The organism is Catellatospora sp. NPDC049609 (assembly GCF_040675365.1).
Taxonomy (GTDB): Bacteria; Actinomycetota; Actinomycetes; order Mycobacteriales; family Micromonosporaceae; genus Catellatospora.
Genome location: NZ_JBFAOU010000085.1, coordinates 19,694 through 33,600 on the forward strand (window position 1 = coordinate 19,694; position 13,907 = coordinate 33,600).

The window sequence follows — 13,907 nt, forward strand, 5'->3', positions numbered from 1 at the left end:
TGCCTCTTGAACCGGGCGGCCCGGGCTTTCCTGACAGGTTCGCGGTGTGAAGCACCTCACCAGGCGCGCAGCAGCGGCTCCCCGTGGTCGACGGCCGCCCAGTGCGCGGTGGCGCGTGCCAGCTTGTCCGGGTTGACCTGGTTGCGGACCGCGGCGATGCCGTCGGCGGTGACCTGCAGGCACATCACGCCGACGACCCGGCCGTCCACGACGGCCAGCACGGCGGGCTCGCCGTTCGCGGTCCAGGCGTAGACCTCGGGCGAGCCGCCGACCAGGGCGCGCTTGGCCTCGGCGGGCCGGAACAGGCCCCACACGAACTTCGCGACCGCGGCCGCGCCCTCGAACGCCTTGGCCCGGGCCGGGACCTTCCCGCCGCCGTCGCCGACCGAGATCGCGTCCGCGGTGAGCAGGCGCACCAGCGGCTCGGGGCGGCCGCTCGCGGCGGCCGCCAGGAACTCCTCGACGATCCGCCGGGCGGCGGCCGCGTCGACCTCGGTGCGGGGCCGGCCCTCCGCGACATGCTTGCGGGCGCGGTGGAAGATCTGCTGGCTGGCGGCCTCGGTGACGTCGAGGATCTCGGCGATCTCCCGGTGCGGGTAGTCGAATGCCTCCCGCAGCACGTACACCGCGCGCTCGTTGGGGGCGAGGCGCTCCAGCAGGGTGAGGACCGCGTACGACACCGATTCGCGCTGCTCGGCGGTGTCGGCCGGGCCGAGCATCGGGTCACCGCCGAGCAGCGGCTCGGGCAGCCACTGGCCGACGTACGTCTCGCGGCGCGCCCGCGCCGAGGTGAGCTGGTTGAGGCACAGGTTGGTGAGCACCTTCGTCAGCCAGGCCTCGGGGACCTCGATCCGGTCCACGTCGGCGGCCTGCCAGCGCAGGAACGTCTCCTGCACCGCGTCCTCGGCCTCCGCGGCGGAGCCGAGCAGGCGGTAGGCGATGGCCTCCAGGCGCGGCCTGGCGGCCACGAACCGGTCGACGTCCTTCACGGTCAGGGGCATGGGCCCGAGCCTAGCCCGACCCACGCGCCGCCGGCCGACGGCTGACGCGGCAGCCGCCCCACCGCGCGGCACGGTGCCGTGTGGCTCCCCGGCGAGGGGCGGCCTCGGACACCCTGGCGCAGACGGTCATGAGCAGGCCGATGTGTCGCGGATGCGGTGAGGGGGCGGTCAGACGGGCTGCGGCACGCCGGACTCCGCGTGCTGCTCGACCGTCAGGTGCGCCGACAGGGCTCGGAGGAAGTCCGGCGCGTCGAAGATCGCGCCCGCGGCGGCCACCCCGGTCGTCCGCGTCCGGCCGTCGAGCAGGCGGTCGACCGCCTCGACGGCCAGCGGCGCGCTGACGGCGTAGATGTCCCGGCCGCTCGCGACGACGCGGCGCCGCGTGCCGCCGGAGCGCACGACGACGTCGACGGTGAACGTCTGCGCGGACCGGCCCAGCTCGTCGACCGCCGCCGGTGCCGGAGTGCCCGGCGTGGCGAGGTCCGTGGCCGCGTCGGTGGTCATGTACGTGCGCACCTCGGGAATGGACAGGTGGCTGGGCACGGTGACGACGTCGGCCATGGTGAACCCGCCGAAGACGGGCCGCCGGCCCAGCGGGGCGGGGAAATCCCACTCCAGGGTCGGCAGGTCGCCATCCGCGAGGTGGTACTCCAGCCGGCCGCCGGTGTAGCGGACCCGGCGGCCGTCGCGCCGGTCCCGGGAGACGGTGCCGGAGGCGAGGGTCCCCGCCGTGGGGTGCCAGCTGTTCAGGCCGTACGCGACGTGCGCCTCGTCGGCCGCCGTCCAGTCCCCCATCGCCGCCGTCACCAGCAGGTCGCCGAGCCCGCCGAAGAACGCCATCGCCGGGACCACCGCGACGCCCGCGGCCCGAGCGCGCTCGGTGAAGTGCGTGAACGTGTCGACGTTGGCCTCGATCTCGGCCGCCACGTCCACGTACGGGATCCCGGCGCGCAGGGCGGCCTCGATCACGGGGGCGGCGGTCGAGGCGAACGGGCCCGCGCAGTTGACGACCGCCGCCGCGCCCCGCAGCGCCCGGTCCAGCGAGGCCGCGTCGTCGGCCGACGCCGCCCGGTGTTCGAGCCCCGGATACCGCGCCGCCAGCGCCTGCAGCCTGCCCGCGTCCCGGCCGAGCAGCAGCGGGACATACCCGCGCGCACGCAGCTCCGCCACCACGAACCGTCCGGTGTGCCCGTACGCACCGAACACCGCCACCATCTGCCCTGTACTCATCCACCCGCTCCTCGAAAGATCGACTGAAGAGATCCTCGCAACGGCGGCCGGGCCGGGACAGTGTCTGGAACGCCATGCCCCATACAATTTCGGACATGGCCACTGTCGCGATCGCCGCCACCGACGGGATGCTGCACTTCGAGCTGGCCATGGCCTGCGAGATCTTCGTCCGCCGACCCGTCCGGCCTGGCGGATCCCTGGTACGACCTCGTGGTCTGCGGACCCGGCCCGGTCCGGATCGGCCGGTTCCACCTGCAGCCTGACGCCGGGCTGGACCAGCTCGCGCGCGCCGACACCGTGATCATCCCCGCCGTGGCGGACGTCGACGCGGAGCCATCGCCCGGCCTGCTCGACGCCGTCCGCGCGGCCCACCGGGCGGGTGCCCGGCTGGTCTCGCTGTGCACCGGCTCGTTCGTGCTGGCCGAGGCCGGGGTGCTGGACGGGCTGCGCGCGACCACGCACTGGGCCCACACCGAGGCGCTGGCCGCCCGCTACCCCCGGGTGGCGGTCGACCCGGACGTGCTCTACGTCGACAACGGCGACGTGCTCGCCTCCGCCGGCAAGGCCGCCGCGATCGACCTGTGCCTGCACCTGATCCGCCGCGACCACGGCTCCACGGTCGCCAACGCCGTCGCCCGGCGCCTGGTCGTGCCGCCGCACCGCGCCGGCGGCCAGGCGCAGTTCGTCACCACGCCGGTGCCCGCCCGCGACGACCACCCCCTCGCCGACCTGCTCCCCTGGGCCATGGCCCGGCTCGACCGGCCGCTGACCGTGGAGGACCTGGCCCGCCAGGCGAACATGAGCTCGCGCAACCTGGCCCGCCACTTCCGGACGGCGACCGGCACCACCCCGCTGCAGTGGCTGGCGACGCAGCGCATCCGCCGGGCCCAGGAGCTGCTGGAGAACACCGACGACGGCATCGACGCCATCGCGCACGCGGCCGGGCTGGGCACCGCCACGACGCTGCGCCGGCACTTCCACCGCACCGTCGGCGTGCCCCCGGACGCCTACCGCCGCACCTTCCGCAGCGCCCGGCCCACCGCGGGCGCAGCCGCTGCGGTGCGTACGCCGGATCGCCCCTGATCGCAGTTGTCACCGGTCCGTGCCTATGCGTGACCCGGACCCGGCTCGTTGCCGCGTGAACTCGCTTGGGGTCGCGTGTGGAGGACTTCGCGGACCTGCTCCGCGGCGCGCAGGATGCTCTCGCTGATGAAGTCGCTGAAGCGGGCGATGTTCTCCAGGCGGGCCGTGGCCGGGGTGCCGGGGCCGAGGACGCTGACGCCCTTGCGCGCGGTCTCGGCGACCTGGGCCATGCCCTGGGCGCTGGCGACCGTCGACTGGTACCAGACGTCGTCGTCGACGAAGTAGCGCTCGCGGCGGCGCTCGTCACGTTCCCGGCGGATGAGGCCCTGTCCTTCCAGGAACGCGATCGCCTTGGAGACCGACGCCGGGCTGACCTGGAGGTGCTGGACGAGCTCGGACGCGGTGACGCTGCCCGCGTCGGCGATGAACAGGCAGGTCAGCACGCGGGCCATCATCTTGGGCAGGCCCTGTCCCATCATCAGCGTGGTGAACGTCTCCTCGTACTCACGCACGGCCTCGTCGTCGCGACCGTTGCCCTGCACCGGCGCTCCCTGCCGTCGGGGCAGCACCTGGCTGCGCCGGCGGGCGCGGCGTTCGGTGGCGCGGTGGGCCAGGTCGGCGCGGTAGGCGGTGGGCCCGCCGTTGCGCATCACCTCCCGCGTGACCGTCGAGGTGGGCCGGTCGAGCCGCCGGGCGATCTCCGCGTAGGCGAGGCCGTCGGCCAGCCCCAGCGCGATCTGCTGACGTTCCTGCTGGGTGAGTCTGCCTCCCGGCACCGCGGATCTCCCATCGTGTCTGCTGTTGGGTCAGCGTAGCGTTCGGCGCCATGCCAATGCAACGCCATCGCTTCCCGTCATTGCATTAGCTTCAGGCCGGTTGCAACGAGATCTCGCCTTTATGGTGCAGCTATGCCAGTCCTGCGCAACGAATGTGTTGCCAGTTTTGCGAACGCAACGTAGCGTTTCCGTTGTCAGAAACAACGTAGAAGGAGAACACGATGCAGACGTTCGACACCCCCGCCGCGATCGCCGCCGTCCTGGACATCCCCGCCGGACGCATCCAGGTCATCGCCGCCGACCGGACCGACACCACCGTCGAGGTCCGGCCCGCCGACACCGCCAAGAGCCGCGATGTGAAGGCCGCCGAGCAGACCACGGTCGCGTTCGGCGACGGCGTCCTGCGGGTCACCGCTCCGGCGGAGAAGAACCAGCTCTTCGGCGCGTCCGGAGCCATCGAGGTGACGGTCCGGCTGCCCGCCGGCTCCCGGGTCGAGGCGAAGGCGTGCGCCGCCGAGTTCCGGGGCGTGGGACGGCTCGGCGACGTCGCCTGCGAGGGCGCGCACGGTGTGGTCAAGATCGACGAGGCGGCGAGCGTGCGGGTGGCCGCCCACGCCGGCGACGTCACGGTCGGCCGCCTCACCGGCCCCGCCGAGATCAGCACCCAGCAGGGCGACATCCACATCGTCGAGGCCACCTCCGGCGCGGTCGTGCTGCGTACCCAGATGGGCGACGTGACGGTCGGCGCCGCCCACGGAGTCTCCGCCTCCCTGGACGCCGGCACCGGCTACGGCCGGATCCACAGCGCGCTGACCAACACCGACGGCGCCGCCGCCGGCCTGACCATCCACGCGACCACCACCCACGGCGACATCACCGCCCGCAGCCTGTGAAGAAGGAGACATCAGCCATGAACAGCACTTCCTCGACCGCTTCGCAGTGGACCGGCATGGTGCCGGTGGACGACACGGCGCTGGCCGTGACCGACACCGGCGGGCCCGGCATCCCGGTGCTCTACCTCAACGGCCAGTTCGCCACCCAGGGATACTGGCGGCGCGTCATCGCCGAGCTCGGGCCCGGGTGGCGGCACATCACCTACGACGAGCGTGCCCGCGGCCGGAAGTCGCAGCGTTCGGCGGACTACTCCTTCGCGGCCGCCCTGCGCGACGTCGACGCCGTCCTCGCGGCCCGGGGCGTCGACCGGGCGCTGCTGGTGGGCTGGTCCTACGGGGCGTACGTCGGGGCGCACTGGGCCAGCCGGAATCCGGACCGGACCCTGGGCGCGGTGCTGGTCGACGGAGCGTTCCCGTACGACTGGCTCGATGAGGCCATGGAGCAGCGGATCCGCACGATGTTCCGCCGGATGGGCTGGTTCACGCCGCTGCTGCGCCCGACCGGCCTCATCCCGCGGATGACCGCCGACGAGCAGGCCACCAGCAACATCGAGATCGGCCGGATCTCCCGGGAGCGCGAGCTGGGCCCCGTGCTGGACGCCATCGCCGTCCCGACGCGATACGTGATCGCCTCCGGGACGTCACTCGGCAGCCGCGGCGACGAGCAGGAGCGGATCCGCGCCGGCCTGGACGCGGTGCTCGCCCGCAACCCGCACATCAAGGTGAGCGCGAAGGTCGCGAGCAACCACGGTGCGATCCTGCGCAAGGACTTCGGCGCCATCGCCGGCGCCGTGCGCGAGGTCGCCGCTCTCGACCGCTGACGGCACGACCGCCTGATCGCGGAGCAGCCCCGGCCCCGGCCGGGGCTGCTCGCGTTCACCGGAGCCGCCTACCGGATCGTGCCGCCCGGTTCTGGTGGCGGCTCGCCTCCGGCCGCGGGTGCCGCACCAGCCGGGTCCAGGCTGGCCAGCCGGTCGGACAGGAATACGCGTTCGGCTTCGTTCGCTGTCAGCTCCAGCGCCGCGCGGTACGCCTCGCGGGCTTCGGCCGCGCGGCCCGCCCGGCGCAGCAGGTCCGCCTTGACGGCCGGCAGGTACTGGTAGCCCGCGAGGCTCGCCTCCTGCTCCAGCCGCTCGATCACGGCGAGCCCGGCCGAGGGTCCGGCGACCATCGCCAGCGGCACGGTGCGGTTCAGCGCCACCACGGGTGAGGGCCAGACCTCCAGCAGCCTGTCGTACAGCGCCACCAGCTGCGGCCAGTCGGTCGCCGCGTACGAGGGCGCCTGCGCGTACAGCGAGGCGATCGCCGCCTGCAGCACGTACCGTCCCGGCCGCCCGTGCCGCAACCCGCTCACGATCAGGTCATGGGCCTCGGCCATGGCGCCGCGGTCCCAGCGCGCGCGGTCCTGCTCCTCCAGCCGCAGCAACCGGCCCGCGGCGTCGACCCGGGTGGCCCGCCGCGCATCGGTCACCAGCAGCAGGGCCAGCAGCCCCCGGACCTCGGGCTCGTCCGGCATCAGCTCGTGCAGCACCCGGGCCAGGTGCAGGGCGCGGTCGACCAGCTCGGCTCGCACCAGGCCGGGGCCCGACGGGGCGGTGTGCCCCGTGGTGAACAGCAGATGGATCACCCCGAGCACCGCGCGCAGGCGCTCGGGAAGCTCCGCCGCACGCGGCACCCGGTAGGGGATGCGGGCACCGGAGATCTTCTTCTTCGCCCTGGTGATGCGGGCCGCCATCGTCTGCTCCGAGACCAGGAACGCCCTGGCCACCTCCGCCGTGGGCACCCCGCACATCAGCCGCAGCGTCAGCGCCGTCTGGGAATCCTGCGCCAGCGCCGGATGGCAACAGGTGAAGATCAGCCGCAGCCGCTCGTCGGGGACGGCGTCGTCGGGAGCCTCGTCGTGCTCTGCGAACAGCCGGTCCACGGCCGCGTCCTCCACTGCCTCTTCGGGCTCGACCAGGAGCGGCAGCTTCGCTCGGAATGTCCGTTCCCGCCGGATGGCGTCCACCGCGCGCCGCTTGGCCGCCGCGGTCAGCCACGCCGCCGGGTTGTCGGGGACACCGTCACGGACCCAGCTCCGCACGGCCGCGGCGTACGCCTCCTGGACGCACTCCTCCGCCAGGTCCAGATCCCCGGCCACGCGCAACGTCGCGGCGAGCACCAGGGCCCACTCACGACGGTGCGCGTCGACGATCGCCGCCTCGACAGCCGCCTGGTCCATCAGGCCCGGCGCTCCACGACGCCACCGGAGGCGATCGGCCGGACCTCGACCCCGCCACCCTCCTGGCAGGCCGGGTTCAGCCGCGCGATCGCCAGCGCCGCGTCCAGATCCGGCGCCTGCAGGATGTAGAACCCGGCCACGATCTCCTTCGTGTCCACGAACGGACCGTCGGTGACGACATCGCCCCGCACCGAGGTCGCCAGGTCGCGGGGCGTCAGCGCGTACGCCGCCACCATCGCGCCGGTGCGCTCCAGCTCCTCGGCGTGCCGGTCGTACGCCTCGGTGTCGGCGGCGCGGGCGTCCGGGCGGTGAGCGGAGTCGTTCGCGTAGATCAGAACGGCGTACTGAGCCATGATGAGCTGCCTTCCTGCTTGCCTGTATCGGTCGGTACGCCATCACGTCGAACGCCCCGCGCGAATTCGACAGACTGTACGACAAGATCTTTTCAACCGACGCGAACTCGCTCGCCCGTGGACGTCGGCTCGGCTGCCTCAGACGCCTGCCAGCGCCTGCGTCGGCGTGAGCCGGGCCGCCCGCACCGCGGGGTAGAGTCCCGCGACCGCGCCGATCAGCAGCGTCGCGGCGAACCCGCCCGCCGTCGCCCACAGCGGCACCACGGCCGGCCAGCCCTGCATGGTCGCGTACCCGCCGGTCACCGCGACGCCGATGCCCAGGCCGCCGAGGCCGCCGAGTGCGGACAGCAGCAGCGACTCCACCAGGAACTGCAGCAGGATCTGGCCGCGGGTCGCCCCGAGCGCCCGGCGCAGGCCGATCTCCGACCGGCGTTCGAGCACCGAGATCACCATCGTGTTGGTGACGCCGATCCCGCCGACCAGCAGCGCCACCGCGCCGAGGCCCAGCAGCAGGCCGCTGAACGTGTGCTCGGTGATCGTCCTGGCGGCCAGCGCGTCGGACGGCCGCGAGACCAGCACCTCGTTCGGCGCCCCCGGTTTCACGGTGCGCGGCAGGGCCCGGCGCACCTCGACCACCGCGTGCTCCGCCGTACGCGTGTAGACGGTCGTCGGGTGCCCGTCGAAGCCGAGGTAGTCCGTCGCCGCCGACCAGCCGACGAACACGGCCCGGTCCAGCTCCTCGGCCAGCGGCACCGGCGCCAGCACGCCCACCACGGTGAAGCGGTGGCTGCCGAGCACGACCTGCGGCTGAGCCGCCACGTCGTCGATGCCGAGCCGCTGCGCCGCGGTCCAGCCCAGCACGGCGGTCGGGAAGTCGGCGGTGGGCAGGCTCAGCCAGCGTCCGCGCACCGGGCTGAGCCCGACCGTCTCCGGCAGGTCGAGCCGGCCCGCGTACACGGTGAGGCTGCCGGTCTGCGCGGGGTGCACGTGCTCGTTGCGGTACGCGTACACCTCCGGCAGCCGTCCCACCGCCGACACCGACTCCACCGCCGCGATCCTCGCGATCATCGGGATCGCCTCGTCCGGCAGCTGCGCCGGCCGGTCGTCCGCCGTCCTGCCCGGCTCGACGGTCAGCAGGTTGGTGCCCAGGTCGTCCAGCCGCCGGTCCAGCTCGGCCCGGCTGGAGCCGGAGATGCCGACCACGGCGATCATCGCGGCGATGCCGATCGCGATGCCGAGCGCGGACAGCGACACCCGCAGCCGGCGCGACCTCAGCCCGGCCGCGCCGACCCGCAGCACGTCACCCGGCGACAGCCGCCCGGGGCGGGGCGGGGCGCTCACGCGGTCGCCCCGATCGGCGCGGCGGGCGCGACCACGCCGGGTTCGCCCTCGTCACGCACGATGCGCCCGTCGCGGACCTCCACCCGCCGCGGCAGCCGTGCCGCCAGCTCCCGGTCGTGGGTGATGACCACGACGGTGGTGCCGGCCGCGTTCAGCTCCGTCAGCAGGCCCAGCACGGTCTCCCCGGAGGCGGAGTCGAGGTTGCCGGTGGGCTCGTCGGCCAGCAGCAGCGGCGGATCGCCGATCAGCGCGCGGGCGATCGCCACCCGCTGCCGCTCACCGCCGGACAGCTCGTGCGGGCGGTGGCGCAGCCGGTGGCCCAGGCCGACCCGCTCCAGCGCGGCGTCGGCCCGCCGCAGCCGCTCCCGGACGGCCACACCGGCGTAGAGCAGGCCGTCGGCGACCGCCGCCCGCACCGCGACGCCCGGGGTCAGGTGGAACTGCTGGAAGACGAAGCCGATCGTGGCGGCCCGCAGGCCGGACAGCTGCCGGTCGGACAGGGCCGCCACGTCGTGCCCGCCGACGCGGACCCGGCCGCCGGTGGGGCGGTCCAGCGTGCCGATCAGGTTGAGCAGGCTGGACTTGCCCGACCCGGAACGCCCGACGACCGCGACCGCCTCGCCGTATCCGATGTCGAGGCTGACCCCGCGGACGGCCCGTACCCCGCCGGGGTAGGTCTTGGTGACGTCCGTCAGCTCGACCACGTTCACTGCGCGACCCCCACGGTGACGCCCTCGGCGATGCCGTCGCCGCTGATCTCGACCTTGCCGCCGGCGAACAGCCCCGTCTGCACGGGCACGATCCGGCTGGTCGCGCCGTCACGCAGCTCCACGCCGTAGCCACGCTCGCCGATGGCGAGCAGTGCCTGGATCGGCACGACGAGCACGCCGGCGCGTTCGGCGGTGACGAAGCGGACCGTCACCGGCCCCGGCTCCGGCTCGGCCGCGGCCGTCAGGGCCAGCTGCACGGTGACCTTGGGTGGCCCCTGAGCCGGCGAGGGGTCCGCGGGCGTGCCGTCGACGGCGGTCACCTCGCCGAGCACGGTCGCCGCCGCCGGCGTGCCGTCGGGCAGGGTGACCGTGGCCTTGGTGCCCTTCCTGACCAGGCCGGGCGGGGTGGCCGGCACCCGCGCGGTGACGATCAGGGTGGTCGGGGTGGCGGTGAGGACGTCGCCGGCGGCCGCCGCCCCGAGCCGGGCCGTCTGCGCGGCGATCCGCAGCGCACCGGGCGCGACGATCACGTCCGCCGGCGCCACGGTGCCGGTGACGGGCAGCCCCAGGTCCTGCTGCCACCGCTTGACGGCGGCCGCGGTCGACGCGGAGTACGCGGTGTCGGCCTGGAAACCGGTGTACTTCAGCGCGGCCAGGTTCGCTTCGAGCTGCGCGACGTCCGGGCCGCGGACCCCGTCGGCGAGGACCCGGTAGAACGGCAGCCTGCCGTAGAGCAGCACGATCGGGTTGTTGTCCGCGCGCAGCAGCGGCTGTCCGCGCCGCACCGTGCTGCCGGCCGCCGCGAGCCAGGTCAGGGTGCCGGCCGCCTTGGACGTGACCGCCGACGGCCGGCCGTGGCCGATCTCGCCGTCGACGACCATGGCCGCCGTGATCGTGGACCGCGTGACCTGGACCGTGCCGATGGTGGGCGCGCCGACGGGGCGGTCGTCCCCGCCCCTGAAGACCCCGGTGGACATCGCCGCCGCCGCCGCGAGCACCGCGGCGGCGGCGACACCGAAGAGCACCCGGCGCCAACGGGCGCTCATCCGGCCGTCCCGAGTGCGGCCTCGCTGCTGTCCGGATTGCAGATCTGGTACGCCGCCCGGACCGCGGGCTGCTGCATCGTGGCCCGGTGCGCCTCCTTCTGCCGGCGCGCGGTGGCCCCGTCGATCGGGGCGGGGTTCGGATCGGGGTCGGGCCAGTCCGGCACGCCGTTCTCACGCATGCACGCCGCGATCCGCCGGCCCTCGCGCAGCTGCTCCTCGGTCGGCTTGGGCGGCGTGTCCTTGACCGGGGGGTCCAGCGCGGGCCACTTCTGGAAGCACTCGACCAGTTCGGGAGTCAGCTCGCCTTCGGGCAGGCCCGCGAACTCCGCCATGTTGTCGTGACCGAGGTAGCGCACCTCGGGCAGACCCTTCTCGTTCAGGCACGTCGCGAGGTTCTGCTTCTGCCTGTCGTAGGCGTCCCACAGCCCGGCGGCGCCGGAGTCCGCCTCGCCGGTGGTCTCCGGCCCGCCCGGCCCGCACGCGGTCAGCACCGCCACCAGCAACGGCGCGCAGGCCGCCAGTGCCGCGTACCGGATGCCACGCCCTGCACGGCGGCCCGCACGTCTGCCGTCGATCGGCATCTGATCTCTCCTTCGGACCTGGGTTTCGCATACGACGTGTCCGTTGCGGACCGTCACCGCATGCCTGTGCCGGACGCCGGAGGGTTCACCGGCGTCTCGGTACACAGTCCACCAAAGTCGTTGTTATAGGGCGGTTAGCGGATTTCCACACATCCCACTAACATCGCCCGCGGTTGATCGGCCGCTGGTCGCGGGTTCATGCCCGCGGGGCGTCACCGCGGGGCAGGATCACGCGCACGGACAGGCCGCCGTCGGGACGCGGGATGGCCAGCGCGTCGCCGCCGTGGGCCTGGGCGACCGCCCGCACGATGGACAGGCCCAGCCCGCTCCCCCGGGCCGAACCCACCCGGTCGGTGAGCCGGCGGAACGGCTCGAACAGCACCGGCACCTCCGCCGGCGAGATCAGCGCGCCCGTGTTGGTCACGATGAGCTCGGCCTGCCGGGGCTCGGCGAGGGTCTGCACCCGCACGAAGCCGTGGGCGTGGTTGTAGCGGACGGCGTTGTCGACCAGGTTGCGGATCAGCTGCTCCAGCAGGGTCGGGTCGCCGACCACCGGCGCCTCCTCCAGTTGCGCCTGGACCTGCACCCGCTGCTGCGCGGCCGCCTTCGCGGCGACGTCGAGCGCGTGCCCGGCCAGTTGCGCCAGGTCGACCGGTCGCCGGTCGGTGACCGCCTCGTCCGCCCTGGCCAGCGTGAGCAGCGAGTCGATCAGCCGTTCGTGGCGCTGGTTGACCGCGAGCAGGTTCTCGCCGAGCCGCAGCACCTGCGGCGAGCTGTCCGGGCGGGCCATCGCCACGTCGAGCAGGGTGCGGTTGAGCGCGATCGGGGTCTTCAGCTCGTGGGCGGCGTTGGCGATGAACCGGCCCTGCCCCGCGAACGCCTCGTCGAGGCGGTCGAGCATGCTGTCGAACGAGTCGGCCAGGCTCTTCACCTCGCTGGGCGGGCCGGCCAGCTCGATCCGCCGGTGCAGGGTGCGCCCGGCGATCCGGTGCGCCGTCTCGGTGATCATGTTGAGGGGACGCAGCAGCCGCCCCGACAGCCACCAGACCCCCGCGGTCGCCGCGACGCATACCGCCAGCAGGGTCAACCCTCCCTTGACCAGGAGGTTGTCGCGCATCGAGGCCATGATGACCTGCTTGGAGACCTCGTCGGCGGAGACCACGTTGGCCACCCACGGTTCCGTGCTCGGGCTGTACTTCTCCAGCTTGCGCGCGAAGACCACCGACAGGCTGTAGTCCATGGTGTTGTGGACCAGGATCATCACGCCGCCCAGCACCACGCTGCCCGCGAGCAGGAACATCAGCCCGAACAGGAGGGTGTGCCGCACCCGCAGGCTGCCGCGCCAGGAACCCGTCACGGCAACAGCTGCGGGCCGAGCCGGACCTCCGGCCGCTCCGGCTGCCCCAGCGCCCGCACCCGGGCCACCAGCTCGGCGAACGCGAACGGTTTGGCCAGGTGGTCGTCGGCGCCCAGGCTCAGCCCGGCGGCCCGGTCGGCGGCGGAGACGAAGACGGTGAGCATCAGCACCCGCACGCCGGTGCCCGCCGCGACGACCCTGCGGCACACCTCGGCACCGTGCGCCCAGGGCAGGCCCAGGATCAGCACGTCGTATCCGCCGGCGGCGAGCTTGTCCAGCGCCCCGGCACCGTCGTGCGCGGTGTCCACCGCGAACGCCCGCTGCCGCAGCCCCTCGGCGATGGCCGCGGCCATCAGCTCCTCGTCGTCCACCACCAGCACCCGCATACACCCTCCTCGGCCGACCGCTGTGCGCAAGTATCCGCAGGTCGCGTTAGCCGGCGGTGAACGATTTCGCTCACGCGCGGCTAACACGCCGCGGGCCTGTCACCGGCCGAGGGCGGACCGCGTCGACTCGATAGGGTGAGTGATGTGCCGGCCGGGCCGTCGCGGCGAGGACCGTGACGCGGGGCCGCGGCGCCGATTCACTCACCTCCGGCGCGTACCCGGGAAAAAGCCGAAGAGCGCGAGGTCGACCGACACCTGTATCCGCCGGGCCATGCCGGTAAACCTGTTTGTGGGCAGAATCATCCGAAAGAGTGTGCACGATCGTCATGAGACGATGGCACCCTTCTCGGATGACTGGATTTCTGAGCCGGGCGCAGCGTCGGGGTCTGTGGGCCGCGTTCTTGCTGATGGCAGCGTACGCGCCGTTCACCGCCTGGCTGTCTGACGACGACACGTGGTTCCTGAGCATCGTCGTCGCGGGCCTGGTCGCCACGGTCCTGATCGCCGACGACGCGCAGCGCGGCTCCCGCCGCGTCAGCCGCGACTGACGGCTCGCGACTCGGGTCCGGCGCACCCCGCCATGACGACGCCGGGGCCGGGACGTCGTCGTCCCGGCCCCGGCATCACCCGAGCTGTGTCCTACACCGTGCTGGGTCCTACACCGTGCTGCGGCCGCGCACACCGGCGAGCAGCGCGACGCCGAGCGCGGCGAGGCCGATCTGGAAGACCAGCTCGATCCAGTCGATGCCATCGGTGACGGCCACGCCCACGGCCTGCGCGAGCGCGGTGCCGATCAGTGCGGCGACGATGCCGACCACGATGGTCAGCCAGATCGGCAGGCCCTGACGGCCGGGCACGACCAGTCGCCCGAGCGCGCCGATGATCAGACCCACGATGAGAGCCGAGATGATTCCGGCGACAGTCATGAC

Annotated in this window: 16 protein-coding genes; 4 read left to right on the forward strand and 12 right to left on the reverse strand. The window is 73.5% G+C overall.

The genetic code is table 11. The annotated features are described in order from the left end of the window. Positions 1-56: 56 nt before the first annotated feature. Positions 57-1,001: an RNA polymerase sigma-70 factor gene (locus AB0J67_RS22820; protein WP_363485430.1), complete on the reverse strand. Its 945-nt coding sequence runs from the start codon at positions 999-1,001 to the stop codon at positions 57-59. Positions 1,002-1,169: 168 nt separating this feature from the next. After that, on the reverse strand, positions 1,170-2,231 hold the full coding sequence (locus tag AB0J67_RS22825; RefSeq protein WP_363485431.1) for a saccharopine dehydrogenase NADP-binding domain-containing protein: 1,062 nt from the start codon (positions 2,229-2,231) through the stop codon (positions 1,170-1,172). 210 nt (positions 2,232-2,441) lie between these two features. Between AB0J67_RS22825 and AB0J67_RS22830 the strand changes: the two genes are divergently transcribed. Further along, positions 2,442-3,314, forward strand: coding sequence for a helix-turn-helix domain-containing protein (locus AB0J67_RS22830; protein ID WP_363485432.1), 873 nt, complete (start codon positions 2,442-2,444; stop codon positions 3,312-3,314). A 23-nt stretch (positions 3,315-3,337) separates the two neighbouring features. Here AB0J67_RS22830 and AB0J67_RS22835 read toward each other — a convergent pair whose 3' ends face one another. After that, on the reverse strand, positions 3,338-4,090 hold the full coding sequence (locus tag AB0J67_RS22835) for a helix-turn-helix domain-containing protein (protein WP_363485433.1): 753 nt from the start codon (positions 4,088-4,090) through the stop codon (positions 3,338-3,340). Positions 4,091-4,311: 221 nt separating this feature from the next. Here AB0J67_RS22835 and AB0J67_RS22840 point away from each other — a divergent pair, with 221 nt between their 5' ends. Both AB0J67_RS22840 and AB0J67_RS22845 read left to right on the forward strand, forming a co-directional pair. Then, the gene (locus AB0J67_RS22840; RefSeq protein WP_363485434.1) at positions 4,312-4,983 is read left to right on the forward strand and encodes a DUF4097 family beta strand repeat-containing protein; all 672 of its coding nucleotides are present in this window, start codon (positions 4,312-4,314) and stop codon (positions 4,981-4,983) included. A gap of 17 nt (positions 4,984-5,000) precedes the next feature. Further along, positions 5,001-5,804, forward strand: a complete 804-nt coding sequence (locus AB0J67_RS22845; protein ID WP_363485435.1) for an alpha/beta hydrolase — start codon at positions 5,001-5,003, stop codon at positions 5,802-5,804. A 68-nt stretch (positions 5,805-5,872) separates the two neighbouring features. Here the strand turns inward: AB0J67_RS22845 and AB0J67_RS22850 are convergent, their stop codons facing one another. The 8 genes from AB0J67_RS22850 to AB0J67_RS22885 form a co-directional block, all read right to left on the reverse strand. After that, positions 5,873-7,144, reverse strand: a complete 1,272-nt coding sequence (locus tag AB0J67_RS22850; RefSeq protein WP_363485447.1) for a sigma-70 family RNA polymerase sigma factor — start codon at positions 7,142-7,144, stop codon at positions 5,873-5,875. Between the two features lie 59 nt (positions 7,145-7,203). After that, positions 7,204-7,557: a YciI family protein gene (locus tag AB0J67_RS22855; protein WP_363485436.1), complete on the reverse strand. Its 354-nt coding sequence runs from the start codon at positions 7,555-7,557 to the stop codon at positions 7,204-7,206. A 138-nt stretch (positions 7,558-7,695) separates the two neighbouring features. Next, complete coding sequence (locus AB0J67_RS22860; protein ID WP_363485437.1) at positions 7,696-8,898, reverse strand: ABC transporter permease; 1,203 nt, start codon at positions 8,896-8,898, stop codon at positions 7,696-7,698. Next, positions 8,895-9,602: an ABC transporter ATP-binding protein gene (locus AB0J67_RS22865; protein ID WP_363485438.1), complete on the reverse strand. Its 708-nt coding sequence runs from the start codon at positions 9,600-9,602 to the stop codon at positions 8,895-8,897. The genes AB0J67_RS22860 and AB0J67_RS22865 overlap by 4 nt, the downstream gene beginning before the upstream one ends. 2 nt (positions 9,603-9,604) lie before the next feature. Then, positions 9,605-10,654 carry a peptidoglycan-binding protein gene (locus tag AB0J67_RS22870; protein WP_363485439.1) on the reverse strand — a complete coding sequence of 350 codons (1,050 nt, stop codon included), beginning with the start codon at positions 10,652-10,654 and terminating at the stop codon, positions 9,605-9,607. Beyond that, positions 10,651-11,235, reverse strand: a complete 585-nt coding sequence (locus AB0J67_RS22875; protein WP_363485440.1) for a hypothetical protein — start codon at positions 11,233-11,235, stop codon at positions 10,651-10,653. Before AB0J67_RS22875 ends, AB0J67_RS22870 begins: the two co-directional genes overlap by 4 nt. A 196-nt stretch (positions 11,236-11,431) precedes the next feature. Continuing rightward, positions 11,432-12,592 (reverse strand): HAMP domain-containing sensor histidine kinase, encoded by a 1,161-nt coding sequence (locus AB0J67_RS22880; RefSeq protein WP_363485442.1) that lies wholly within the window; start codon positions 12,590-12,592, stop codon positions 11,432-11,434. Then, positions 12,589-12,978, reverse strand: a complete 390-nt coding sequence (locus tag AB0J67_RS22885) for a response regulator (RefSeq protein ID WP_363485443.1) — start codon at positions 12,976-12,978, stop codon at positions 12,589-12,591. The genes AB0J67_RS22880 and AB0J67_RS22885 overlap by 4 nt, the downstream gene beginning before the upstream one ends. 350 nt (positions 12,979-13,328) lie before the next feature. Here AB0J67_RS22885 and AB0J67_RS22890 point away from each other — a divergent pair, with 350 nt between their 5' ends. Next, positions 13,329-13,526 carry a hypothetical protein gene (locus AB0J67_RS22890; RefSeq protein ID WP_363485444.1) on the forward strand — a complete coding sequence of 66 codons (198 nt, stop codon included), beginning with the start codon at positions 13,329-13,331 and terminating at the stop codon, positions 13,524-13,526. A 108-nt stretch (positions 13,527-13,634) separates the two neighbouring features. Here the strand turns inward: AB0J67_RS22890 and AB0J67_RS22895 are convergent, their stop codons facing one another. Next, entirely contained in the window at positions 13,635-13,904 is a 270-nt protein-coding gene (locus AB0J67_RS22895) for a GlsB/YeaQ/YmgE family stress response membrane protein (RefSeq protein WP_363485448.1), read from the reverse strand. Positions 13,905-13,907: the final 3 nt, after the last annotated feature.